General features: G+C 57.7%; 21 protein-coding genes and 4 pseudogenes. 13 read left to right on the forward strand and 12 right to left on the reverse strand.

The annotated features are described in order from the left end of the window. Window positions 1–411: 411 nt before the first annotated feature. The 3 genes and pseudogenes from P0R31_RS06270 to P0R31_RS06280 form a co-directional block, all read right to left on the reverse strand. Window positions 412–865, reverse strand: a pseudogene (locus P0R31_RS06270) (NAD-dependent epimerase/dehydratase family protein); the annotation flags it as partial. After that, a pseudogene (locus tag P0R31_RS06275) lies at window positions 848–1740 on the reverse strand (IS3 family transposase); the annotation flags it as partial. The pseudogenes P0R31_RS06270 and P0R31_RS06275, both read right to left, overlap by 18 nt. Window positions 1741–1833: 93 nt before the next feature. Beyond that, window positions 1834–2880, reverse strand: coding sequence for a glycosyltransferase family 2 protein (locus P0R31_RS06280; RefSeq protein WP_275513286.1), 1047 nt, complete (start codon window positions 2878–2880; stop codon window positions 1834–1836). Between the two features lie 151 nt (window positions 2881–3031). Here P0R31_RS06280 and P0R31_RS06285 point away from each other — a divergent pair, with 151 nt between their 5' ends. From P0R31_RS06285 to P0R31_RS06315, 7 genes are all read left to right on the forward strand, one after another. After that, window positions 3032–3994, forward strand: a complete 963-nt coding sequence (locus tag P0R31_RS06285) for a UDP-glucuronic acid decarboxylase family protein (RefSeq protein WP_275513343.1) — start codon at window positions 3032–3034, stop codon at window positions 3992–3994. Between the two features lies 1 nt (window position 3995). Further along, on the forward strand, window positions 3996–5024 hold the full coding sequence (gene galE, locus P0R31_RS06290) for a UDP-glucose 4-epimerase GalE (protein ID WP_275513287.1): 1029 nt from the start codon (window positions 3996–3998) through the stop codon (window positions 5022–5024). Window positions 5025–5078: 54 nt separating this feature from the next. Beyond that, on the forward strand, window positions 5079–6119 hold the full coding sequence (locus P0R31_RS06295; protein ID WP_275513288.1) for a glycosyltransferase family 2 protein: 1041 nt from the start codon (window positions 5079–5081) through the stop codon (window positions 6117–6119). Window positions 6120–6219: 100 nt separating this feature from the next. Further along, a complete protein-coding gene (locus P0R31_RS06300; RefSeq protein ID WP_275513289.1) occupies window positions 6220–6996 on the forward strand; it encodes a class I SAM-dependent methyltransferase in 777 nt (258 codons plus the stop codon). 71 nt (window positions 6997–7067) lie between these two features. Next, window positions 7068–7964, forward strand: a complete 897-nt coding sequence (locus P0R31_RS06305) for a polysaccharide deacetylase family protein (protein WP_275513290.1) — start codon at window positions 7068–7070, stop codon at window positions 7962–7964. Beyond that, the gene (locus tag P0R31_RS06310; protein ID WP_275513291.1) at window positions 7961–8812 is read left to right on the forward strand and encodes an ABC transporter permease; all 852 of its coding nucleotides are present in this window, start codon (window positions 7961–7963) and stop codon (window positions 8810–8812) included. Before P0R31_RS06305 ends, P0R31_RS06310 begins: the two co-directional genes overlap by 4 nt. Window positions 8813–8879: 67 nt before the next feature. Further along, window positions 8880–10115, forward strand: a complete 1236-nt coding sequence (locus P0R31_RS06315) for a polysaccharide ABC transporter ATP-binding protein (RefSeq protein ID WP_275513292.1) — start codon at window positions 8880–8882, stop codon at window positions 10113–10115. Here the strand turns inward: P0R31_RS06315 and P0R31_RS06320 are convergent. Together P0R31_RS06320 and P0R31_RS06325 are read right to left on the reverse strand one after the other, a co-directional pair. Continuing rightward, on the reverse strand, window positions 10062–11054 hold the full coding sequence (locus P0R31_RS06320) for a glycosyltransferase family 2 protein (protein WP_275513293.1): 993 nt from the start codon (window positions 11052–11054) through the stop codon (window positions 10062–10064). The two genes, P0R31_RS06315 and P0R31_RS06320, sit on opposite strands and share 54 nt — an antisense overlap. Window positions 11055–11161: 107 nt before the next feature. After that, on the reverse strand, window positions 11162–12166 hold the full coding sequence (locus tag P0R31_RS06325) for a glycosyltransferase family 2 protein (protein ID WP_275513294.1): 1005 nt from the start codon (window positions 12164–12166) through the stop codon (window positions 11162–11164). Window positions 12167–12399: 233 nt separating this feature from the next. On the opposite strand from P0R31_RS06325, the gene P0R31_RS06330 reads away from it, so the two are divergent. Next, window positions 12400–13317 carry a glycosyltransferase gene (locus tag P0R31_RS06330; RefSeq protein ID WP_275513295.1) on the forward strand — a complete coding sequence of 306 codons (918 nt, stop codon included), beginning with the start codon at window positions 12400–12402 and terminating at the stop codon, window positions 13315–13317. A gap of 34 nt (window positions 13318–13351) precedes the next feature. Continuing rightward, entirely contained in the window at window positions 13352–14329 is a 978-nt protein-coding gene (galE, locus tag P0R31_RS06335) for a UDP-glucose 4-epimerase GalE (protein ID WP_275513296.1), read from the forward strand. Between the two features lie 103 nt (window positions 14330–14432). On the opposite strand, the pseudogene P0R31_RS06340 reads toward galE (P0R31_RS06335), so the two are convergent. Next, window positions 14433–14681: pseudogene (locus P0R31_RS06340) on the reverse strand (IS3 family transposase); the annotation flags it as partial. A gap of 328 nt (window positions 14682–15009) precedes the next feature. Between P0R31_RS06340 and P0R31_RS06345 the strand changes: the two are divergent. Continuing rightward, window positions 15010–15354 carry a hypothetical protein gene (locus P0R31_RS06345; protein WP_275513297.1) on the forward strand — a complete coding sequence of 115 codons (345 nt, stop codon included), beginning with the start codon at window positions 15010–15012 and terminating at the stop codon, window positions 15352–15354. Window positions 15355–15428: 74 nt separating this feature from the next. Here the strand turns inward: P0R31_RS06345 and P0R31_RS06350 are convergent, their stop codons facing one another. Continuing rightward, window positions 15429–16610 (reverse strand): ERF family protein, encoded by a 1182-nt coding sequence (locus P0R31_RS06350; RefSeq protein ID WP_275513298.1) that lies wholly within the window; start codon window positions 16608–16610, stop codon window positions 15429–15431. After that, window positions 16594–16746, reverse strand: a pseudogene (locus tag P0R31_RS06355) (YqaJ viral recombinase family protein); the annotation flags it as partial. The pseudogene P0R31_RS06355 and the gene P0R31_RS06350, both read right to left, overlap by 17 nt. A 171-nt stretch (window positions 16747–16917) precedes the next feature. Here P0R31_RS06355 and P0R31_RS06360 point away from each other — a divergent pair. Beyond that, complete coding sequence (locus P0R31_RS06360; RefSeq protein WP_275513299.1) at window positions 16918–17175, forward strand: hypothetical protein; 258 nt, start codon at window positions 16918–16920, stop codon at window positions 17173–17175. 943 nt (window positions 17176–18118) lie between these two features. Here P0R31_RS06360 and P0R31_RS06365 read toward each other — a convergent pair. Then, entirely contained in the window at window positions 18119–18382 is a 264-nt protein-coding gene (locus tag P0R31_RS06365; protein ID WP_275513300.1) for a hypothetical protein, read from the reverse strand. Between the two features lie 639 nt (window positions 18383–19021). Here P0R31_RS06365 and P0R31_RS06370 point away from each other — a divergent pair. Further along, window positions 19022–19297 (forward strand): hypothetical protein, encoded by a 276-nt coding sequence (locus P0R31_RS06370; protein ID WP_192893327.1) that lies wholly within the window; start codon window positions 19022–19024, stop codon window positions 19295–19297. A gap of 67 nt (window positions 19298–19364) precedes the next feature. On the opposite strand, the gene P0R31_RS06375 is transcribed toward P0R31_RS06370, so the two are convergent. After that, complete coding sequence (locus P0R31_RS06375) at window positions 19365–20102, reverse strand: metallophosphoesterase (protein ID WP_275513301.1); 738 nt, start codon at window positions 20100–20102, stop codon at window positions 19365–19367. Window positions 20103–20716: 614 nt separating this feature from the next. On the opposite strand from P0R31_RS06375, the gene P0R31_RS06380 reads away from it, so the two are divergent. Further along, window positions 20717–22147, forward strand: coding sequence for an undecaprenyl-phosphate glucose phosphotransferase (locus tag P0R31_RS06380; RefSeq protein WP_275513302.1), 1431 nt, complete (start codon window positions 20717–20719; stop codon window positions 22145–22147). Between the two features lie 44 nt (window positions 22148–22191). Here P0R31_RS06380 and P0R31_RS06385 read toward each other — a convergent pair whose 3' ends face one another. Both P0R31_RS06385 and P0R31_RS06390 read right to left on the reverse strand, forming a co-directional pair. Then, entirely contained in the window at window positions 22192–22479 is a 288-nt protein-coding gene (locus P0R31_RS06385; RefSeq protein ID WP_275513303.1) for a hypothetical protein, read from the reverse strand. A 390-nt stretch (window positions 22480–22869) separates the two neighbouring features. Next, window positions 22870–25101 carry a Wzz/FepE/Etk N-terminal domain-containing protein gene (locus P0R31_RS06390; RefSeq protein WP_275513304.1) on the reverse strand — a complete coding sequence of 744 codons (2232 nt, stop codon included), beginning with the start codon at window positions 25099–25101 and terminating at the stop codon, window positions 22870–22872. Window positions 25102–25128 lie beyond the last annotated feature (27 nt).

The following is a 25128-nucleotide window of genomic DNA, read 5'->3' on the forward strand; positions in this document are numbered from 1 at the left end:
AGGGCCAGGTGACGCCCATTACGTTCTGGGCGCAGCCATACCCGTACCGCTATGCGCCGGTGCGCCGTTGTCCCTTGGTGCGGGTCGAGACGCCTTATGGTTGGTATATGGACCGGGTTTGTGCACCTGTCGGTCCTGTCCTGCGCCGGGCGTACTAGGTTGAAGTAAGCCGAGCGGCGGCCGCCGTTTTCAACGATCTTTCAAGGCAGCCGCAGAGCGAATGTGGCTGCCTTACTCGTTTTTGTTTCACTGTGTGCTGACCTTTTGTGCGCGCTGCGCAGGTTCACCATGCATATCTTTGTCGGGCCGGGACAGGCTGTCGCATAGTGAAGATTGTATTAGCTGTTTGGTGGGGCTGCATCTCACAGAGGTGATTGGAGCGCGTGTGTTCCTCCCCTCAAGCGATCTCAGTTAACTTTGATAAGCCAAACCCAGTCCATGCCTGAGCGGCATAGTCGCCCGCCAGCCGTGCTGAGCAAGGCGGCTGACGTCGAGCAGCTTGCGGGGAGTGCCATCGGGACGCGAAGTATCGAAGCTGATCGCGCCGCCATAGCCGACGATGTCGGCTACGACGCGTGCGAATTCAGCGATGGATGTCCTCGCCGACGCCGATGTTGACCAGCTCTGCGCCGGCATAGGTCTTCATCAGGCACACGCAGTCATCGGCCATATCGTCGACGTAGAGAAACTTGCGTCGCGGTGTGCCGGTGCTCCACACCACGACGTTCTGCGCGCCCGAGACCTTCGCTTCGTGAAAGCGGCGAATCAGGGTGGCGGCGACGTGGCTCATTTCGGGGTGAAAATTGTCGCCAGGGCGATAGAGGTTGGTGGGCATCACACTGATGAAGTCGCTGGCATACTGGCTGCCATGGTCGGAGTGGTGCAGTAATGCGTCCGGTTTGCCGCGTCGCCAAACGGCCGTCAGAAGCGCATCAGTGACCAATTGTGCGGTCATGACCGCGCTCATCGACCAGCCCACCATGCGGCGTCAGAACAAGTCGATCACCGCTGCCACGTACAGCCAGCCCTCGGCCGTCCAGAGATAGGTGATGTCAGCGATCCACTTCTGGTTTGGCCGCTCGGCGGCAAACTGCCGGTCAAGCAGGTTAGCTGGCACGGTCTCGAGCTGTCGATCGCCGCTGTCCTTCGGCAAGCGCCGGCGTCGCGGCCGCGCCCGCAAGCCTTGCAGGCGCATCAGCCGTTCGATTTGGTGGAGCCCACAGTCCACCCCATCGGCGAGCAGATCACGCCACACCCGGCGCGCACCATAGGTGCGGTCGCTCGCCATGAAGCTGACCTTCACCTTGCCGCCGAGCTCTTCGTCGCTGCGGGATCTGGCGCTGGGCGAGCGGTTCAGCCAGGCATGGAAGCCCGACCGCGACACCCCCAGCGCATCGCATAGCCATGCCACCGGCCAGATCGCCCGGTGCTTCGCGATGAAGACGAACTTCATGTCGCTTCCTTCGCGAAGAAGGCTGCGCCTTTTTTAGGATATCCCGCTCAACCTTCAAACTTGGCGACCTCACGGCGCAACCGCTCGATCTCCTGCTGCTCCGGCTTCATCTGCCTGTGGCCAGGAAAGGCCCGCACCGGGTTGGAGCCGAACTCCTTCACCCATTTGCGTAGAACTTTCTCATGAACGTCCAGGTCGCGACCGGCTTGCGCCACCGATATCCCACGTTCCCTGACCAGCTTGACCGCCTCGATCTTGAACTCGCGACTGAACTTCGGTCTCTTCATCGCCAACCTCCGGCTCATGAAACACCTAATCTCGGTGTCCCCAAACCGGCAGCAGCTCAGACGGCGCCATATGTTTGTGACCGACCTTCTCGGCTATCCAGCTCGATCTCGCGGCATCGAGACACTCATCATCGTGCGATGTTCCTTGCCATTCAAGCCGCTGACCTGCTGGTTAGGTCGCCCGGCGAGAAATCTCTTCGGCTGATGGCGACCGGAAGTAGTGTACTTGAATAGCCTTCGGCACACCCCGCCGGCTATCCAAATTAATGAACTCGCAGCGGCTCGTACTCGGCCGCCCTGGCACTTCGTTAGCAGTTCAAATGCAGCGCGGTATTGACCTAGGTTGATCGCTCTTACCGCCAATGCACGAGCGAGCACGAGTTCTCCTAACGCGAACTGTCGAGCGAGATCAGGGTGTGACAGGAGGAATTCAGCTTCGACCAATCTGCGCGAGCGCATCATCTGAGAAAGGTCATCGGACATGGAGCCAGCTGAGATCCGATATCCAATGAGATATTCCGGTACCATTCCTATTTCATGCATATCAGCAATCTGAAGGTAGAGCTTCCAATCTTCACAACCCTGTGCCCCGCGGGCCCGCAGCGTTTCGTCAAACCCCTCAGCCGATATTACGGCTTCCTTCCGGATCAAGGCATTGCTACCGCTTATCACGACGTTGCCAAGGCACATCTGCGGAAGTATTTTACCTTCGAGCCGGCACGGTGGAGCGGCGCCCGTGATAACGCCCGATGGGTCGATCCAGCAGCACCACGCGTAGACGAGTGCAGTATCGGAACCCCTCGATGCAAAGCGTTCCATCTGCCGTTCCAACTTCGTGGGATACCAAAGGTCGTCGGAGTCGAGCGTCGCGACGAAGTCTCCCTTCGCCTCGGCAATTCCTCGATTGCGCGCCGACGCTACGCCACCATTCTGTTGGTGGATGTAGCGAACTCTCCCGTCGTTCTTGATGAGCTCCGCCGCAATCGCCTTCGTGTCATCTGCTGATCCATCATCAACAATGATTACTTCGATATTCCGATAGGTTTGATCTAGCGCGCTCTTCACGGTTTCGCGAATGGTGCTGTCGGCATTGAACGCCGGCACGATCACCGAAATAAGCTGGTCAGTTTCGCAATACAAAAAGGCTCTCGGGCGGCTTTAATGGTTAACTTGAATTGAGCTGTACTGTGAGCGGCAATCACGTAAGGTCTTATCGGAAAAACCGACATTCTACTCTGAGCATAGCAATATAAGGTAAATATCTGAATACTACAGAGGGTTAGGCTTAGTGATACGCAAAGGCAAGAACATTCTAGTTACTGGCGGCGCGGGGTTTCTCGGTTCTCATTTGTGTGAAAAGCTGCTTCGCGCCGGACACGACGTTCTCTGCGCAGACAATCTGTACACCGGTTCAAAGGAGAACATCAGAGGATTGCTGAATTCGGCACAGTTCGAATTCCTGAGGCACGATATTACCTTTCCGCTTTACGTCGAGGTAGATGAAGTTTTCAACCTGGCGTGTCCTGCTAGTCCGATTCACTATCAATACGATCCTGTCCAAACGACAAAAGCCAGCGTGCACGGCTCGATCAACATGCTTGGCTTGGCCAAGCGAGTAAACGCAAAAATCCTGCAAGCCTCCACATCAGAAGTCTACGGCGATCCGGAAGTGCACCCGCAAGAAGAATCTTACTGGGGTAGAGTGAACCCGATCGGTCCCCGATCTTGCTATGACGAAGGCAAGCGTTGTGCTGAAACTCTGTTCTTCGACTACAGACGTCAGCACAACCTTTCAATTAAGGTCGCGCGCATATTCAATACTTATGGCCCGAGAATGCGTCTCAATGACGGACGCGTCGTTTCGAACTTCATCGTGCAAGCGCTCACAAACCAGCCGATCACGATCTATGGAAACGGCACTCAGACTCGATCGTTCTGCTATGTTGATGATCTGATCGACGGACTGTTGCGCCTGATGGATACGGGTGACGACATAACGGGACCTGTCAATTTAGGCAATCCGGCCGAACTCAGCATAATCGAACTCGCCGAACTTGTGATAGAGCTTGTCGGATCGCGCTCCTCTATCGAATTTAAGTTGCTTCCAATCGACGATCCCCGGCAGCGGCAGCCCAATATCGACCTTGCGCGCAGAACCTTGGGATGGTCGCCATCCGTGCAACTCCATGACGGCCTAGCGAAGACTATTGCCTATTTCGATGGTTTGCTGCGCTCTGAAGGACGCGTGCAGTGAGATGACGAAGACGGTGATTATTACAGGTGGCGCGGGTTACGTGGGGGCGCACTGCGCCAAGGCTTTCGCAAGTGCGGGCTGGAATGTCGTGACGATGGACAATCTATCGCGGGGCTGGCGCGATGCCGTCCGATGGGGCCCCTTGGTCGAATGCGATATTCGAGATTCAGACAGGGTACGTGGTGCACTGACGACCTACAAACCGGATCTGGTGGCGCACTTCGCCGCCTTTGCATATGTTGGAGAGTCAGTAACAGAGCCGGCAATTTATTATGAAAACAATGTAGCCGGTACACTCGCCTTGCTTGGAGCGATGCGCGCGTCCGAATGCTCTCGCATCTTATTTTCTAGTACCTGCGCGAGCTATGGCATTCCCGAATTTGTACCGATCGACGAGAGCCATCCGCAAATGCCAATCAATCCTTACGGCTGGAGTAAGATGATCGTCGAGCGCATGCTGGAGCACTACAGCGGGGCCTACGGCTTAGCCTCTGTTTGCTTAAGATACTTCAACGCCGCGGGCTGCGATCCGGATTGTGATATCGGTGAACATCACGAGCCCGAGACGCATGCCATTCCCCTGGCGATCGAAGCTGCTCGCAATCCGCTCCGTCCGTTCACGGTTTTTGGAACAGATTTTCCTACGCCTGACGGAAGCGCGATCAGGGATTACATCCATGTGGTCGATCTTGCACGAGCACATTTGCTTGCTGGTGAGATGTTAACGAGGAGAGACGGAGCGTTCGTTTATAATCTTGGTACGGGGGTAGGTACCAGCGTACTTGAGTTGATAGGTACGGTAGCTCGTGTCACCGGGACCGCGCCGGCGGTACGGTATGGGCCGCGCAGAGAGGGGGATCCACCGGAGCTCGTTGCATCGTTCGCCAAAGCTGCAGCAGAGTTAGGTTGGCAACCGACCCACTCGGAAATCGGTTTCATTGTGGAGACCGCGTTGCGCTGGCGCGATCATCATTTTGCCACCCAGAGCGCAAACCGTTTGAGGACCAGTCCAGCGATCCGACGATGCTGAGGCCGGTGAGACTTTGTGCCGCAGTTTGGCGCACCATGAGGAACGAGCTCTGCTATGTTTCTTGAAAGCCTTCGCTTCCTTTTCGGACGCGTGAATAAGACGGATGCAATCCAGTTCGGATTGAGGGGGCTGCTGTTGCCATCCCGCATTAGACATCTTAGTGGACCTTCCCAGGTCAATTCTGGGCCCCGCGACGTAACAATAATTAGCGTGGTACGAAACGGCGAGCCCTGGCTAGATTCGTTTTTGACTCACCATAGGGCCATGGGCGTTAAACATTTCGTTATCCTGGATAATGGATCGACCGATTGTTCAATCAGTATGCTCGCCAACCAGGCCGACGTCACGCTGCTCTCGAGCTTCGTTCCCTACCATGCTTATGAAAACACAATGAAGCGCTATCTGGCGAACACTTACTGCCGTGACCGGTGGTGCCTGTGCGTCGACGTGGACGAGCAGTTCGACTTTCCTGGGTCGGCTAAACTGCCTTTGTCCGCTTTGATCAACTACCTCGACGGAAGGGGTTTCAATGCTGTGATCACCCAAATGCTCGACATGTTCAGCGACAGGTCAATTTCTGAGGTGAAGATACAGCGAGGGATCGATTTGCGCTTGCAGTTTCCGTTCTACGACGTGTCAACGATCGACAAGTCTCCCTACACCTTCGGAGAGGTTAGCAACCCCGAGGTCATGACCCACCACGGCGGTATCAGGAAGAAGGTGTTCGGCACAAACAATGGTCTTACCAAGGTTTCGCTTTTTCGAATGGACGGACAGATCAAGCCATTCGTTGCCTGGCACCACGCATTGAATGCCAGATTGGCAGACATTTCGTGCGTTCTTCTCCATTTTCCGTTCGTTGATTCCTTTTATGCAAAAGTGGCTGACGCGGTCCGAACCGGACGATACGGCTATCTAACGAGCGATGAGTATTCGAGTTATTGGGCAGGATTGCAGAGGCTGCCTGGTCTCTGCCTGAAGTTTGATTCGGCAAGTAAGCTTTCAACTGTCGATGAGCTGCTCGACAATGGCTTTTTGGCTATTTCGAAGGAGTATCGGAATTGGCTATGTAAGAACACGCGTGTACCTGCATGAGCAAGCCAGCAGATGAACAAGGTAATGAGCCGCCTGGACGACAGGTGTATATTCGAAGTCCTCGCCGATCGAACTTTCGCCCGGACTTGCGTGATTGCGTATGACCGCGTTTTCCCCGTTTCGTCGCATCGCAAGGTCTTGCCGCTCCCAACTGCTGAGGCTCGTCGCTCGGAGCCCCTCTTCAATCGGTCGGCTATTGCCGCGTCGCTTTTGGACGCCTCCGCCCGGAACCATTGATTTCGGCGATTTTGGAAGGACGGAACCGATCAGCGTCGACTTCGGCTTTGACCGCGGGGTCCCGATCGATCGCTATTTTATCGAGCGCTTCCTTGAGCGCAATTCATCAATTGTCTGCGGCAGAGTGCTCGAAATCGGTGACAATGAGTATACTCTTCGGTTCGGCGGCTCGCAGGTGGAGAAAAGTGATGTTCTCCACGTCGACGCGACGCATCCAGCCGCTACCATCGTCGGGGATATTTCGGTCCCTGGTACTTTGCCGGACCGGGCTTTCGATTGTATCATTCTCACGCAAACGCTGCATCTGATCTTCGATATGCGCGGGGCGTTGGCGGAGCTTGCCAGGGCTCTCAAGCCGGGCGGAACGCTGCTCATTACAGTGCCGGGGATTTCTCCCGTTGATCGAGGGACCTGGCGCCACACTTGGTACTGGTCCTTAACTGAGAATGCACTTGAGCAACTGCTGGCCTCGGTGCTTGCGGAAGACGGCATTGAGGTCGAGACGTTCGGAAATGTCTTTGCTGCGACGTGCTTCTTGCAAGGACTATCGCTGTCGGAAGTACCGCCGGCCAAGCTTGACGTGCTCGATAAAGCGTTTCCCTTAATTGTCGCTGCCGCAGCAAAGAGGCTGCCCCAATGATACCGCAGCCGATGCGAAGGTTAAAGCGATCGATTGAACGGTGGGTCTCTGGCGCTGACCCGATCATACTCATGTATCACCGTGTGGCAGACATCCCGGTCGATCCCTGGGGGCTGGCGGTACAGCCGGTGCGCTTCGAGAAACAGATCACGCGTCTTAAGCACTCTCGACGTGTCGTACACCTCCACGAATTGCTTGACTTGGAGCGGAGCCGTACGCCCTCGGAAAAGCCGCTTGCAGCAGTCACCTTCGACGACGGCTATCATGATGTCTATTTGAACGCTCGGCCGATATTGCAGCGGCTAGATTGCCCGATGACGCTGTTCGTAACTACTGAGATCATCGGCACTGCCAGGGAATTCTGGTGGGATGCTCTGGCGCGGGTCCTCCTTGAAACCGAATACTTGCCAGATAGTCTGACGCTCCACGTCGGGGGCAAAGATTGCCACTGGCGGGTCCCCCCGTTCTCGAATCTTCAAGGGCGAGACCGCGTCTTCCGAGAAATTTGGGGAGCTTTGCGAGTTCTTCCACACCAAGCTCAGAGGCAGCTCCTAACGAAGATCGGTATATGGTCGTCCTGCGATCTTTCAGCTCGGGAGATGCATCGGGCCATGACAGCTCAAGAGGTTCGTAATATCTCGGACGATTTGATCACGATCGGGGCGCACACGCTGACGCATCCCACTTTGCCGGCGCACAGCGCAGACATTCAGCTCAGGGAAATTGCCGACAGCAGGCGAGCCTGCGAAGAAATCACGGGTACTGCAGTGCGAGCCTTTGCCTATCCATTCGGCGATCATAGTGATGTGACTGTCCGAGCAGTCAGAGAGGCCGGTTTCGATCTTGCTTGCACGGTGGACGCTCGCTCTGTCGGACATAATCCCGCTCCCCTGACGCTGCCACGGATCTACGTGGGAAATTGGGAGGCCGACGAGTTTCAAATGAGGATCGAGGATCCCTCGCTATGACAGGAAGTCTAAAGCGAGTTACGATCGTCAGGCGTCGGAGCGGCTGGTTCGACCTGGACTTGCGGCGCGCATGGGGACATAGAGATCTTTTATTTCTGTTTGCCCTGCGCGACATCAAGGTTCGGCATAAGCAAACCTTACTTGGCCCCGGTTGGCTGGTCCTTCAGCCTCTCGTGTGGACGGCTGTCTTTACAGCCACGGTCAGCGGTGTCGCCGGTGTGTCGACAGCAAATCAGCCGGCACCACTATTCTATCTTTCGGGGCTGATCGCGTGGTCCTATTTCTCACAGGTCATCCACGCTACCAGCCAGGTCTTCATCGAGAACGAACACATCTTTAGCAAGGTCTACTTCCCCCGCATCATTGTCCCGTTGTCGTCACTGATTTCGAATGCCGTGGCGCTCCTGATTCAGTTCCTCGTAGTGCTTGCGTTCCTTATCGCTTTTCAATGGCTCGGAAAGGCCGACGGTCTCTCATGGCGCATTGTCGCATTTCCAATGGTCGTTCTGCACCTTGCGGCCTTTTCTCTTGCGATAGGTCTCCTCCTTGGCGCGTCAACCGCGAAGTACCGCGATCTGGCCTTCATGACGCCGTTCCTAATCCAGGTCTCGATGTTCGTAACCCCGGTGCTCTATCCTTTCTCGGCTATTCCAGAACAGTTTAGGGGGCTTGCGAGCTTCGCCAACCCATTGACAGCCATCGTCGAGGAAAGCCGTTGGTGCCTCCTAGGCGAATCGATGCTCACGCCGGGCCAGCTCCTCGCTTCCCTTTTCACAACGTCTGTCGCTCTGGGATGTGGTGCTCTGCTTTACCAGCGCGTTGAGCGCACGGTCATGGACACGATCTGAAATGCAGCATCAACAAGCAATCGACGTCGAAGGTCTTTCGAAGCGATATCGCCGAGGAGCCATAGGCATGAGCTCGCTGAAGGAGGAAATCCATTATTTTCTTGATCGACTTCGAGGTAGGCAGTCCGCACGGCGGAGCAGCGAGTTCTACGCGCTTCGGGATGTAACCTTCTCGGTTCCGGTGGGAAGTGTTTGTGGGATTATCGGGCGGAATGGCTCGGGTAAGACGACACTTCTCAAAGTGCTGACCTCGATCACCGAGCCAGACGAGGGAGAGGCCAGGCTTAGGGGGCGAGTCGGCAGTCTTCTTGAAGTGGGCGCGGGTTTTCATCCTGAGTTGGACGGGATCGAGAATATCTATCTAAACGGCGCCATCCTGGGAATGAGCAGGTCTGAGATCACATCGAAGCTTGATAGCATTATCGAGTTCGCCGACGTGGGAGCGGTGATGGAAACGCCGGTCAAGCGCTATTCCTCCGGAATGTATGTCCGCCTCGCCTTTGCAATTGCTGCGTATCTCGAGCCGGATATACTGTTGGTTGATGAAGTTCTGGCGGTCGGCGATGCCGACTTTCAGCGCAAGTCGCTCGCCAAAATGAAAGACGCTGCAGGTGAGGGGCGAACCGTGCTGTTCGTCAGCCACAATATGGCGATGGTCCGCCAGCTCTGTGATATAGCCATCTTTCTGGAAGAGGGGTGCGTGAAACAGATTGGCCCGTCCTCGGCCGTCATCGATCGCTATCTGCTTGCATCCACGCCACAATCGGTTCAGGTGCAACGCACTGAGACCGATGCTGTTTGGGGAGAGCTCCGTGTTGTAGAGCCATCGAATGAGACTGTATGCCCTCATCTCAAATTTGGTGGAGACTACGATTTTGTATTGCGGTTAGGAGCTAAGCAGCCGTTCAAGCGTGGCGTCGCGCAAGTCAGGATACTCGATCAGGAGGGAGTGCTGATCTCATCTCTGGAAAGCCTCGCGGAAGGTGTCGATCAGTTCGACATTTCGGAGGTCGTTGAGGTCGTGTTCAGCATACGCTCGTTAGGCTTGTTGCCGGGGACGTACCTTGCTGGTTATTCGCTCTATGCCTGGGGTGAAGAAGAGGCGAGATTGTCCGCGGAGGCTTGTCTAAGCTTTGAAGTCATCCCAGCCACCGTGAATGATGCGTATTGGCCCTACCTACGAGAGCATGGCATCGTTCGGTTGGCCCATTCGGCAAACCTGCGCTACCCGCTTCTTAGTCCGCAGCTCTCAGACCCGGCTGGACTGGCCAGTAGGCCTGAAGGGCTTCCGCCCGTGGAGTAGATGATGCTTTCCGACGCGCCGAAGGACCCGTTCAAGCAATTCGTAAGGGAACATTAGAAAGCCGTAGATTATTGGGTGCGCATAACGCCACATCGAGCGATCGATGGCTTCATCGATCTGCGGCTCCGTCACCCCCTTTGATCTCAAGTAGCGTTTGAGCCATGACAGATAGTACAAGCGCACAGTTCCGTACTGCCCTTCGCGGCGCACCGTGGTGAGACAGGAGGCTCGGTGTTGTCGGTACTTGAGCCAAACATGGCTGGAAAAGAAGACAGGCGCTTCCAGATAAAGTTTGGAGAAGCATCCCTGGTCTTCATAGGCTTGTTTTTCGCCGGTAAAGTGCTCCTCAAATCCTCCAATGCGCGCAAGGATATTGGCCCGGATCATGACGTCGGAGGGACATGGTGCGTCTGCCTTCCCAAGCGGATAAAGCGCGAGTAGGGCCTCGGGCTGCGGAACGGGGCGATCGAAAATGTGTCCCGTCGGGATTAGGAAATCGTGGTCACCCGTCCAGCTCCCCCAGTAAAGTACCGCGCCGCAGACCATGCCCAGCTCGGGATGGTCTCGCATGATCCTCACCTGATCGGCCAGCTTGTTGGGTTCCCAGACATCATCTGCATCGATGAAAGAGATTAATTCGCCACGCGCTGCACGTATTCCAAGATTCCTGGTCGCGCTCATTCCGCGGTTCACGTGACCGGCGTGCTCCAGGTATCTAACCTTCTCGGGATATCGGCTAGCGTATTCCATAGCCATTCCGCTGCTCTTGTCCGTCGAGCCATCGTCAACGAGCAAAAGCTCCCAGTTGGCATAACTCTGAGTAAGCACGCTTTCCACGGCTTCCGCCATAAAAGTCTCAGCGTTAAAGAAAATCATAATGATGGAAACAAGGGGATCAGATAGCTGCACCGCTTGGTCCTTTGGATATTCCGAAATCATCTCTTACCAAAATCGTCTTGAAAAATGAAAGCTTTACTGAGGGGTACGAGTGCAGCGGCCAACAAACTTTGCCTGTTGAAGTTGTACGCCTCAAGAACCTTGGGAATTCATTCGAGTGGGTCGCAAATCGGACATCGCGTGTTCGGTTCGATCGTTCCGAAGTGGCATCCATGAATTGAGGCACTCACGTTTGTGCCGAGATGATAGACCTTTAGCACGGTCCTCAAAAGGCCGCGCGCTAAATCGCTCGAAAAGCCGCCTCTTTTCGAGCGGATCCCTAAATCACGCCTTGTCGCAGCAAGCATTTCTTGGATCTTGGAAGTCCGGGTCGTGTCTTGGATACCAGAGATGTAGAGGTCAAAATCGCGGCGCGACTTCGCAAACAGGTCCTCGGGCACATTTGGGCGGCTCGCCCGAGCATAATTCATAGTCAGTTCGTACGATTGCGTCATTTGTCGCACATTTCTCGACATCATCTGGGGAAGTTGACGGTAACCCACGAGAAGGGCTGGTGAGAGTACGGCGCGCGCGCGCTCGGCAATCTGGAGGTACAGCAGCCAGTCCTCGCATCCTTGCGCATTGGCTGCGCGGAGGCCAGGGTCCCAACCGCCGATCTGTTCAAGCAGGGTCCTCCGAATTAGCGGAACGCTTGAATTGCCTATAAAGTTGCCAACGATAAGCGGTTGGTAGATATCCCCCTGGAGGCGACTCATGTAGCAGCGGGTTATCTTCGAGTCGGCGTCAATGTCGACAAACCAGCAATAGTCCAGCCCGACGTGGTCAGGCGCCTTGAGCAGATTGGCGACTTGCCGTTCGATTTTGGTCGGGTGCCAAAGATCGTCGGCATCGAGCGGGGCAATGAGGGAGCCTTTTGACCTGGCAAGAGCGGTATTTCGAGCAACAGCAACGCCCGTATTGGATTGACGTATCAGGCTAACCCGGGGATCTTGGTCACTGACTTGAGACACGATGTCTGCTGTCTCGTCGGTGGACCCGTCGTCGACCACGATGATCTCAAGGTCGCCGTAAGTTTGCTGCTGCGCAGCTTTAAGGGTCTCGCCGATCGTTTTTTGTGCGTTGTAGGCAGGAATAAGAACGCTGACCAATGCCATGATTGCAGCCCTTTAGCCGGTCCCATTGGGAGCTAGGCACATTATCCATATCATCCCGGACTGTCCCGGCAACTTCCCTGTTAGGGTAACCAGCGTAGCCAAGTAGCACTGGCTCGCTTTTCCAGCTATTCTGCGGACTTAAGGAGAAGCACTGCCTTTACCTTTATTTTTCGAGCGGTGGCGGCTGAGAGTTACTGCTTGTCAATCCAATAGTCCGATCCTTGAAGAGCTTCATGACAAGTTCCGTCGCACTTGTAATCAATACATATCAGCAGGCTCATTTCCTCGCCGCGTCAATAGAAAGCGGTTTGACGCAGACGGTGTCATTCGACGATATCATCGTCGTCGATGATGGATCGACCGACGACCCTGCATCCGTTGTTGCACGCTATCCAGGGGTTAGGCTGATCACCCAGCCCAATGCTGGACTGGCAGCGGCGCGGAATACAGGGCTCAAGGCGTCAACATCAACGTACATCGTCTTCCTCGATGCAGATGATCTGCTGATGCCAAATGCGGTCTTCCTTGGCCTGGCCAGTCATGCACTTAATCCTCTCGCAGGTCTGGTCTATGGAGCGCATCGTCGGGTCGGACGGCGAGGTGAGCCATTGGGAGGAAAAGTCTACTCGGAAATCGGCGTCGACGCTTTTCGCACCCTTTTGACGGGTAACGCCATCGGGATGCATGCTACTGTGATGTACGACCGACAGAAGTTGCGAGACATCGGTGGATTCGACGCGTCCTTACCTCGTTGCGAAGATTATGACGTCTATTTCCGCATGGCGGCGAAATATCCGATCCACTCGCATCCAGAGATCGTTGCTCTCTATCGCTGGCACGGACAGAATATGTCCGGAGATCCATCTGCCATGCTGAAATGGGTCCTCCTCATCAATGATCGCCAACGGGCTCACACGGCCAATACTTTGCTCCTGGAGGATGAACGTCTCCTCGGACGGCGAGTGTGGGTCAGATACTACAAGGATGAGATCGTAAGTGACCTTAAAAGTGGCTATCGATCGCGAATTGCGCTTCTTTCCTTCGCGCGAAGCCTGCGTTTCGGAAAGATCGCCGCGCTAGAAATGGGACGATGGTTCATCCACCGAGTTCGAACCCATATACGGACGCCGGGCAAAATCGCCTTTCCATAGTTCCATAAAAACGCGTTGAGGGCCGGCATCCTACATGGCAATCCTGGTGACTGGAGGGGCAGGCTATATCGGCAGCCAAATGGTTCTTGACCTGGTTGACGCCGATGAAACCGTTCTCGTGCTCGACGATCTTTCCACCGGTTTTGAGGCCGCCGTTTCTCCCAAATCGCGATTGGTTGTCGGAGATGTGGGCGAGGCGAGTCTAGTGTCCAGTCTCATTGTCGAGCACAACATCGATGCCATCATCCACTTCGCGGGCTCGATCGTCGTTCCAGAGTCGGTTGCTAACCCCCTCTATTACTACTTGAACAATGCAAGCAAGACACGGACACTAATCGAAGTCGCCGTCGCATGCCGCGTTCCGCACTTTATTTTCTCCTCGACCGCTGCGGTATATAGCGCGCAAGGATCACTGCCCGTCAAGGAAGGCGATCCGCTTCTGCCGCAATCTCCGTACGGACGATCTAAGCTGATCTCGGAGTGGATGCTGCAAGATGTTTCAAGGGTGCAGCCTATCAAATTCGCCATCTTGCGGTACTTCAATGTAGCAGGAGCCGATCCGCAAAGAGGCATCGGGCAGTCTACACGAGGCGCTAGTCACCTGATCAAGGCGGCCATCGAAGCGGCAACTGGGAAAAGGCCGTTCGTCGAAGTATTCGGAACAGATTATCCCACTCCAGACGGGACCTGCGTCCGAGATTATGTCCACGTAAAGGATCTAGCTGGCGCTCACCGGCTTGCGTTGGCACGGTTAAGAGAGGGTGGAGAAAGCATCGTTGTGAATTGCGGCTATGGTCGCGGTTATTCTGTCCTGGAGGTCTTGCATGCTGTTGAAAAGATATCGGGAATAAAGCTGGACATTCGCATGGCTGCGCGGCGGCCAGGTGATGCGGCTATGATCATTGCGGACCCAAGTGTCGCGACCACGCAACTAAGCTGGACACCGACGTTCGACAGTCTCGATGCGATCATCAGGAGCGCACTAGAGTGGGAACTTGCAAGATCGTACTAAGTTGGGCGTTACGAGGGGACCGAATCGTAGTGCGAGCGTTAAAATCGTGTAGTGCGGTGAAGGGCGTGATCCCTGAGCTGCTGCCGGTTTGATGGACACCGGGTTAAGCTAATCGCACCGTGCGCTCGAACTCAACCGGGCTGAGATAACCGATAGTCGAGTGCCTGCGGGTCGTGTTGTAGAATCTTTCGATGTAATCGAACACATCGGCTCGCGCCTCATCTCTGGTTTTGTAGATCTTGTTGGCCGTCCGTTCGGTCTTGAGCGAGGAGAACAAGCTATTCATCGCCGCGTTGTCCCAGACGTTCCCGGAGCGGCTCATACTGCAAATGATGCCGTGGTCGGCCATCACAGACAGGTTCACTATGTCGTCAGTCATTCCTCGAATCAAGTTGGTGCGACAAATCATCGGTAATCACCCGCAAAGTTGCTCGTTTGCTCCCGGGCCATGCGGGAGCGGCGCTGCGCGCCGCTTTGCTCTACCGAGCTACACCTCTCTCTGGGGGCGACCAACCGCCTCTACGACGCTTCCTTCCCTCTGTTGTAACTGTAGCTTTTCCGACCGGGACTGTGGTGAGGCCCATCTTGCTCGATCGCCGGAGGTTATTGATCTCCTTCATCAAGAGTATCCGCCGAAGCTGCGCTTCACGCGCCTGAACGTACACCTCCGTACTGATAGCGTGCTGATCGAAACCGTAAGATCGGAGCCGCGTTTCGATATAAATGGCTGCAGAAGCATCCAGTTGCCAATCCAGAGCGTTACCGATGGTGTAGATTTCGGCTACATCCTGGAAGTCCGGGGCAATGCCTGCCAGATCGACGCGGCGAAGAGTCATCTCGACGGCCTTTTGGCGATAGGTGCTGAGGAGCCTATGCCGCAGAACCCGGTAGCGTTGCATCTCCCAGAAGAGTTCTGCGATGTCGATAGCGAGCAGCCATTCGATGGCAGACTGGGGATCGAGGTCACTGAAGATGACAGTCTGAAGAGCCTGATAGTGGTCGATGTTCTCTCCGGGAAGAAGTAGCGGCGGAGGGCATAGCGCCTCGAATTGAGGCGGCAAGACGCTAGCCGATTGCGGCTGAAGGTTGATAGGACCATTCATTGACCTTGCGCCTCCGACCGCGGACGCGAAGGCGGTACAGCAACTGTCGCTCCGTTCGCCAAGTGGACGGGACTAGCATCCCAAAGCTCCTTCGCTATTGGCAGAGGCGAAATTTGCAGATTGGCCCACCAAGCCCTCTCGTTTCCGTGCCGATGCAGGGATTGGTGATGGGACCGGCAAAGCGGGACGGTAAACTCGTCGCTGACTTTTCGGCCCAAGGTACGCGGTTGAGCAAACTTCAGGTGATGCGCGTCTGCAGGGGTCTTCTGGCAAACCAGACACCCCTGGCCGCGGATGAACGCGAGGTGATCTTTACTCCGTCTCCGAGACGGTTCTTTCGGGAAGGCCAGGCCGACCTGCTCTACGGAAGTGGCATTGGCAGGCACGTGAAGGTTATTGGATCTTTGCGAAGGTAGTTCACCCGGTAAGAGCTGTGTGACCGTTAACACGGGCTGCTGATCTGCTACATCAACATCGGCAAGGGCGGCTTCCTCGAACCTGTTCTGGTAGGCCGCCTCGAGCACGCGAGCGTCCACCTCCAGGAGAGTGTTCTTGAGGGGCAGGCTGATCTTGGCCCAGGCGAGCAGGTCCTCACCGCCTTCCCGCAGGGCAAGCTCGCCCAACAGCCGGTCCAGGAGCTCGGCGGAGCGTTCAGGAGGTAACACCGCGGACCGGTTGAGAACGCCCTTCGGAGCTTTTCCCTTCGAGCCAGGCGCGGCCTGCGGCTCGGTGGCGGCTGGAGGGCCTGTGACAAGATCAGGGGCGTCCAAATCGTCCTCTCCGGCAATCCCGACCAGAGCGAACAGGGCATACCGGCGGGCATAGGTTAGCGCCGCGCCCATCCGGTGCGGCGTTTCGACCTCCTTGCTGGTGCAGACCGGTAGCTCCGAGGAGATCCATTTGCCGGAAGCGTGGGTAAGCAAGGTGGTGAGATGGATCTGTCCGGTGACCTGCTCGATCCGGGTGGTCTGGATAGTGGCGATTTCCTGCTGGCTTAACGTCTTGCGGACGATGTCCAGACCGGAGGCCAGGGAAGCGTAGCGGAAGGTTCGATCATCCTCCGGCGGGAAGGGCGATCGGATCACCGCTGTGAGGGTTTTCTCGGGGTTCGCCAATTCAGCTTGGGCCCGGGCGAGGGCGGCAGCGATGGTCCCGATGCGCTCACTGGACTGATGCATGGGGCTCCTCCGGCGCCTGGGTTTCGAAGCTGATCGCGCCGGACTTGGACCGCTTGGCTTTGATGCCATGTCCCATCGCTTCTTTGGCGTCCTCCGGCATCAGCTTCTTCAAGTCGGCCTTCGCCGCCTCATGCTGCCCGCACGATATGGCTCGGAATCTCAAGGGACAGCTCGAAAAGGGGACCTCCGGCAATCCGCGTGGACGGCCTCCCAGGCAGCCCCATCCCATCTGCGACGACCAGGTTCGTCGCGACTTCTTCGAAGCCGAGAAGATGTTGGTCCCCGTTTCATTGGGAATAAGCGCGAGATGATCCCCGCGCGTGTCGCGGTAGACAAGCAGCTTATCCTTAAGGCGGTGTCAGGCGATCCGCGCGCCATGGCACAGTACTATAAGCGGAAGGATCGTTTTATCGTCGAGTACGTCAACCAGCAGCTCGAGAACTTGCGCGTCATTGTCGAAGGCGAAGAACGTTTGCGTCAGTTTCCGGAAGACGTCACAGACGAGTTTAAGAGGGCACTAAGCCTGCTGAAGCAGACTATAGATCGACACTATTATCCGCTTTAGGACGAGCCGCCGCTTTTCAGGCTGTAGTAAGGGGAGTGCCTCATCGCACTCCCCTTTTCTTGTTCAGGTTCAGCGTGTCGCCGCCGAGTGCTAGAGCGCGCACCTATAAAGGCGCAGTCAGCCTGGATGGGCATGAGTTGACTCTTGCCAGCCCGGGTTCGGCGGTGAATTCAAAGCACTGATCAAAACTAAGCCATGCTCACGTCCTATTGTCGTCTGTAGCTGATTTCACGTGCATGACCTCGCACGGTCCGCTTCTAAGGGCTGAGCGGAAAGCTGGCGCCCGAGCTCCCGAGAGCAGCCTTTGACCCTGAACTGACATTATTGCCTAGCGAACGAGGCCCCGCTTCGCGCGCCTGCCGAGCCGCACGCTGTGTCGAATAAAGCCGCAGGCGGCGAGCAAGATAGTGAGAAGACCAATCTCCCAACGACCGGCAGCAAATAGAGCGATGCAAATCAGACAAACTAAGAAATGAAGGACGGTCCAAGATAAGGCAAACCCCAGATAGGTCCTTCCCGTTGAGATGTTGCTCGTGTTGTCCGCCATGAATGCAGAACCCTCGCCGCCCGACTCGTTGCGCCTTTTTGCACCTTGCCAAAATCTGCTGGACGGTGGAGCCCTGAAGCAGGCCTGCTGCAGTCCTGCTCGCCCCCTGTAAGCGACCTGATAATCTCCTGTTCGCTATCCTGTTTCTGACAGCATCGCGGTCTGCAATCAGCTCGTAAGCCGCTCAGATGTGGGCGTTTTTGCCCCTGCATGGTGCCGCCGGCGGCGCTATCCCGCGCAATTACCAGGCAGATCAGGTGCATCAGAACGCCAGCTCACCTCTGAGCTGTCTCGCGCCTCGTAAGATCGTCTCCAGCGACGCATAGAAAAACCGCCGCCGCTGATTGCTCAACGTTGCGGCGGTTGCTGTTGACTGAGTGTTAGCGAGAGGTGGGTTTACCGCACGTACCAATATCCCCACCAGCGCTGGGACACCGGCCGTGCCTGCGCCTTCATCGCTGCGACTTCTTCGGCCGGGCGCAGCTGCGGGCCATAGACCGCCGGCGGGTAAACATCATCCCACAGCACAAATCCGCCCTGGACAGCAGCCGCCCGGTGTGACGGAGCAACGGTGAGCTCGGCGGCCGGCGCCATGGATGTCGCCAAAGTGAGGCCAAGGGCGGCCAGGGCAATGGTTGGAATAAGGGGCCGGAAGTTCATTGGATTGAATCCCTCATGAAATGCGATGGGCGATAATGCGACGGGTTCCGGATGGTTGCAAGGGCACGGGCCTCACCGGTTGACGCCAATTTCCGGTTGCGCGGCCGCACGCTCTCGCCAAGGCGCGTCGGATCGACCGCGACGGGCCTTGATGCATTGGGCTGCGAGAACGTCTCTTAGATATGTGGTCGTCATATATAGAGAGTGTTCGATGATCACCGCCGGCCGAGACGAGATCAGGCAGAGGCTGGCAGCGTTGCCGCGCGCGCGGCATGCATGGACAAAGGAGACCGAACCTTGAACATTTTTTCGGCGCTCGTGAATCCTCGAGAACCATGATGTCGACACACTGCTCACTCTTGATAGGACGCGCACGATCCAGGACGACTCCCAGGACGACTCTCTCATGACTTCTGCGTTTGTCTCTGCTTCCATTTTCGGCGCTGGTCTCATTCTCGGATACGCGCTGCGCGCCTGGCGCGTCCAACGAAGAGCCGTGAGCTCATCCAGCAGCGCCTCGCGCCGGGCGTCGCGGCCCGCTCCGACCTCGACGTTCGGCCACGCCCGGCGAGCCTTCTAGGCATCGTCCCATTCGATGGCGGCATCCAGCTTCACACCGAACCGATGGGACATGACGACATGAGCGAGCCCAAGAAGGATGCGCCACGACGCTACATCGTGGACGGCGCCGGACAGCGCGTGCTTGTCGGTCTGACGATCTCGGAAACGATCGAGTTCGAAGCGCTGGACAAGCCGGACACCCGTCCCGGCGCCGAACTGCTCGGGGAGGCGGCGCGCGTCCGAGAGGCCAGGCATGGCGAACGTTGGGTCGAACTCTACGTCAAGCACGAGCGAGCCTGGAGTGACTGGATGGCCCAGACACGTGCGCAGTCGCCGCTGCCGTGTCTCAACTGAAAATAGCGAACGTCCATTCCCTCCCTCGAGATGGTCTCGCGCGTCGGTGGCAGGAGGCTGAAGCTCGTCACACCGCGAGCATGCGGCTTCCCTGGATGCTCATCAGGGTGAGGTTGCCGGTCGCATAGGCGCCGGTGTCGATATTGGCGCGGTTGGCCAGCAATTCGGCGCTGCGGACCGGCGTATGGCCGTGGACGATATATTTGCCGAACTGCTCCTCGCTCCGCAGGAATTCCTCGCGAATCCAGAGCAGATCGCGCTCGGTCTGCTCGGCGAGCGGCACGCCCGGGCGAACGCCGGCGTGGACGAAGAAGAAGTCTCCGCAACTGAAGCTCAGCCGCAGATTGTCCAGGAATTCCAGATGCTCAGTCGGCATGGCGCGAATCAAGTCGCGCAGGATCGATGCCGGCTCATCGCGCTTGAGATCCGGCGGAGCAAGCCCGTAGGACATCAATGTCTGGGTCCCGCCGACGGCGATCCAGTCCTCGAACAGTGAAGGATCTTCGAACACCCTCACCAGAAAGGCCTCGTGGTTGCCCTTGAGGAAGACCGCATTTCCCCGGCGGCTCCGCTCGACCAGAATGTCGAGGGTGGAACGCGTATCCGGGCCGCGATCGATGTAATCGCCCATGAAGACTTCGACGGCATAGCGCGGCCGGCTGCGCGCAACGTCGGCGTCGATCACCCGCAGCATGGGCTCGAGCAGATGCGCGCAGCCGTGAATATCAGAGATCGCGTAAATGCGGACGCCGTCCGGCAATTGCGGTTTGGGAGGCGACGGGTGGGATCTCGCGAAAGACTTCATGGCGCTCATCGATCGGGTGGTCGGAAAAATATCCCCAAGTCACCAGCACCGGAGAGCGTCCATCCAGCGCGAGCAACGCGAGTTCCGTGGGGCCGCAGCTCGTTGTCGGTCCCGATCACGCCAAAAGAAGGGCACGGCATTTTTTGCCGAATTGCCTTAATGGCGGCAGGAACGAGATGGGGCCGCAGGAATTGCATCGCTACCCTGAAGCGTGCGGCAAGTCTGCATCACTCGCCGCGATTCTTGCATGCACCTGCAGATAGAAATTCCAGGAAACTCTCGCGAGCGATCCGATGTTGCGTTCGGCGGCAGCAAAGCAGTGCCTCAAAGCTGAGCGAACGACGGCTCGTGCAAACGATAGCGCTGCATCGGATGCGGAACTTGATTCAAAATAGGGCAGTTCGTTCGCTCGTATGTCAGCACTGTGACGACATTTTCAGCGCGCCGAATTTCGCCGCGCATCTCAACGCGACTCATCATCCGTGCGCCGCAAAAGTTTTCGCGTGCAGCGCCACAATGTCGCTGCGATCGACCAACACTTTCCGTGCGGGGAATTGACGGGTCTTCAGCATCACGATGAGCGTCAGGCACTCTCTCGATACGCAGAGGTTCGAATGGCTGTTGCAACTTACGGTTCTGAAAGCGCTCATGCGCTGTCATCTGCGCGCGGCAGTGCGCTTCAGAGGCCCTTTCAGGTCGTCGTTATCGCTGCTGACTTTCTGTTGATCCTGCTGAGTTACGTGGCGGGAGCTTCGCTGTATGGCGTGGCCGTCGCATCGCCGCCGGAAGGCGCATCGGTGGGAGCCGGATTGTTTGTCGGCGTGGTGTTCGTCGGGATCGCCTATTTCCGGGACGTCTATTCCACGCACCGGCTGCTCAATCTGGTTTGGCAGCTTCGAATGGCGGCTTTTGTCTGGCTGACGTCGCTCACGATCCTTGCCGTTGCAGCCTTCCTGCTGAAATCGACGGACAATCTGTCGCGCGGCACCGTCATCGTCTTCGCCGTGATCGGCGGGCTCGGCCTGATCAGCCTGCGCTTCGCCTGGCAGGCCGTGTTCGGCACGAGCTTTGCGAGAAGCCGCCTGGTCGACCGCAAGGTGATCCTGCTCAGCCTGAAGCCGCTCGACTTCACCTCGAGCCGCTTCAAGGATTTGCGCAGGAACGGCTTCGACGTCACGCGCCATTTCGTGCTCGGACAGGACCGGGATGACGGCCAATGGGAGCGGCAGATTCGCGACGTCATCCGTCAGTCGCGCGCGGCCGATGTCGACGAATATCTGCTCGCGATCGACTGGAACGAATTGCCGATGCTGCGCAAGCTGGGGCCATATTTGCGCGCCGTCCCGCAGCCCATTCGCCTGCTGCCGGACGATTCCGTTGCCGACCTCGTGACCCGTCCGTTCCTGCCGGTCAGCGGAACCGTCGCGGTCGAGATCCAGCGGCCGCCGCTCACCATTCTCGAGCGGCTGCAGAAGCGCTGTCTCGACGTCGGTGTCGCTCTGTTCGCGCTCGTGCTGCTGACGCCGCTGCTGCTGACCGTAGCCGTGCTGATCAAGCTGGATTCGCCGGGAAGCGTCATATTCCGGCAGTCGCGCCGCGGCTTCAACGGCAAGCCGTTCGAGATCTGGAAGTTCCGCACCATGACGGTGTCCGAGAACGGCGAGACAGTGACCCAGGCGACCAAGGGGGATGCTCGGGTCACCAAGATCGGGCGCTTCCTGCGCATGACCAGCATCGACGAGCTGCCGCAGCTCTGGAACGTGCTGCGTGGGGACATGTCGCTGGTGGGACCGCGTCCGCACGCGCTCGCCCATGACAATTACTACGACGAGCTGATCAGCAAGTATGTCTACCGCCATCACATGAAGCCGGGCCTGACGGGCTGGGCTCAGGTGAACGGATTCCGGGGCGAGACCCCCACGATCGATCTGATGGAAAAGCGGGTCGAGTACGACGTCTGGTACGTCAGCAATTGGAGCATCTGGCTCGACCTGAAGATCATGGCCCGCACCGCGTCGGCAGTGATGTTTCAGGAAGCCTATTAGGCGCTTTTATTCTCTCAATCGCTTGGAACCCCAGCCGGGGAGCCTCAGGTTTTATTCTGTGGCGGCCTGCGGAAGAGCCGCATGATCGCATCGCGCAGCGCGAGCAGCGGCGGCACGAGCACGAAGAAGGCTCCCATTGCGACGGAGACGATGACGTGGCGGATCGAGAAGGGCTCGTCCTGCTCGATCTGGCGCCGGCTCGGGTCTATGGGGGCGGGAGAGAGCGTCGTCGCCATGGGGTGGCGGAGCGGCTTGCGTGGAGGGATCACGATCAACACGAACAGAATGTTGAGCAGGACCCAAACAGTCAAAATCGTCAGGACGATCAGCATCCGAGCCTACCGGAAAAGAACTGCGAGTATGAGCCGAGATTAGCCTCGGGGAGCCGAGAAAGAAAGATGCCTAAAGTTTCGGCATTTTCGGGCATCAAGCTCGGATTATCCCGTCTTATCGATGGATAATGGCCCCCAAGCGCACTCTCTTGGCGACCACCGTATCCGTCAATCCTTGCTTTTGGCTAGAGCAATAACTGCAAGTTGTGGATTCCGGGCGAATACGGACTGGCGAGCAGTTCCGGAGCGCTTGCCGCATCTCCGGTCCGTGCGCGAGGGCGCACGGGATGCCATTCAAGCGACCGCCAAGCACGAATAAGACCCGCTGCCAATTGGCAACGGGCCCGAGCTCATTCCAGTCGTTCAGTGGGAGCGGCGCCTCGCCTCCGCCTAGGCGTGCTCGACGTAATAGCTGTTGTGGTGCTTGCCCTTGTAGGCCTCGATGCGCTTGAGCATCTTCGGGTTCGCGCGGTTGAGCACGGCGCCGATCAGCTTCTTCTGGAGGACTTCCGAACCCGAAACCGACTCCTGCAGAGCGGTTCGCGTGGTCTGGCCCCATTCGATCACGTAGACCATGGCGTCGATCAGGAAGCTGACGGCCTTGGAATCGGCCACCGGCATCACCGGGGCGAGATCGATCACGATGTACTCGTAGTGCTCCTTCAGCACCTTGAGCAGCTCGGCCATTGCCTTGGATCCGATGACGTCGGCCGAATTGACCATGCGCGAGGCCACCACGGAGGGCAGGAAATCCAGTCCCGTCTCCTTGCTTCGCTGCACGTGGTAGCCGAGGTTCGCGGGATCGTTGAGAGCCTCCACGAGGCCGGTCTTGGCGTTGGGCGCGAGCTCCCGCGTCAGCGAGCGCGTGTGCAGATCGCCGTCGATCAGAACCGTGCGATGCCCGGTGAGGGCGATCAGCTGCGCGAAATTGGCGGCCACCGTCGTCTTGCCCTCCTTGGGCAGGGAAGAGACGATGCCGATCACCTTGATCTCGCGGGTCAGACGCGCGACGTCGATCGAAACCTTGATGTTGCGCAAGGTCTCGGCAAAACGTGAGAACGGATGATCGACGACGTAGCGGGAGAGATCGGGAGGGCCGGTCTTCGCTGACGTCGACAGCAACGCGCCGGCCTTCGTCGGCGGACGTATGTCCGGCAGTACGCCGAGGCATTTCACGCCGAGCTCATCCTCGACCTCGCCGGGGGTCCGCAGCACGTCGCTCAGCAGTTCACGCGCAAATGCCGCGCCGAAGCCGAGGCAGAGGCCGCCGACCAGGCCGCCCACGAGGGCGAGGACCGTTCGCGGCGAGCTCTTGCGGTCCGGCTTGGTGGCGGTGCTGATGAGGCGGGCCTCGCTGAGGGGAAAGCTCTGGTTCTGCGTCGCGCTCTGCAGCTTTTCCAGGAAGTTGTTGTAGAGATTGCGGTAGGTGTCGGCGGCACTTTCGAGATCGCGCAGCTTGACCTCGGCCTGGCCCTTGTTGCCGGCCTGGGCGACGAGCTCCTTCACGTTCTTCTCGAGCGAGGCCTCCCGGCTCTTCGCGATCTCGTAGTCGCTGCGATAGGCGTCTGCGATCCGACGCAGCTCGTCGGCGATGTTCTTGCGCAGCTCCTCCATCTTGTTGGCCAGATTGACCGCCGCAAGGTGGGACTTGCCGTAGCGCCTGGACCAGTCGGCATATTGCGCCTGGAGATCGAGATATTGAGCGCGCAGACGGGTGATCACCGAGTTGTTGAGGGCATCCGTCACGGTCGACTGCGCAACATCCTGATCGGAAATCGTGTCGATCCGGTCAAGCCGGGCCTTGGCTTCGGCGGTCGCAGCCCGCGCCTGAACTAGCTGCGTGTTGAGGTCGGACAATTGCTGCTCGGACATCAGGCCGCGGCTGGTTCCGACGATGTTGTTCTCGGCTTTGAAGGTCTGGACGGCGCGATCGCTGGCCGATGCCTGCTCGCTCAGCTCGATGCTGCGCTGCTGCAGCCATTCGGTGGCCCGCTTGGTGGACTGATATTTGGCCTCCAGGGCGCCGACGAGATAGGCATTGGCGATCGCGTTGGCGATCCTGGCGGCTTTGTCGGGGCTCCGCGCTTTATAGCTCAGCGACAGGACATATGTCGTCAGCACGCGCTCCGTACGCAGATTCTTCTGAATCTGCTGGACGACCGCATGTTCGATTCGCTCCTGGCTTGCTGGTTCGCCGGAGCCGAATAGCGATGTCAGCTTGCCGATGATGATAGAGAGCAGGCCGGGATTGGAGCCGTTGAACTCCGGGTCTTCTGTCAGCTTGAGGCGGCGGACGACGGACAGAATGAGGTCGTCCGAGTTGATGATCTCCACTTGGCTGTCGACGTAGCCCGTGTCGATCAGGGCGCTGCTGGCGTTGCTGTCCTTGTCCAGAACTTGCGTCTGCCGCGTATCCATCATGATGCGGGCATTTGCCGTATACATGGGCTGCGCCATGGCCAGATAGACGATCACCAGGGCCAGCGAGGCTCCCGTACAGACCGCGATGATCGGCCATTGGCGGCGAAGGACGTCGGTCACGCGCTCGAAGCTGAGGACCGCCCCGCCGAATTCGATGCCGAATCGGTGCCCCGACTGGAAATGTTCCCTAGGCTGGTACATGTGCTAATTCGTGCCTTTGACGATCAT

It is taken from the genome of Bradyrhizobium yuanmingense, from assembly GCF_029167105.1.
Classification (GTDB): domain Bacteria; phylum Pseudomonadota; class Alphaproteobacteria; order Rhizobiales; family Xanthobacteraceae; genus Bradyrhizobium; species Bradyrhizobium yuanmingense_A.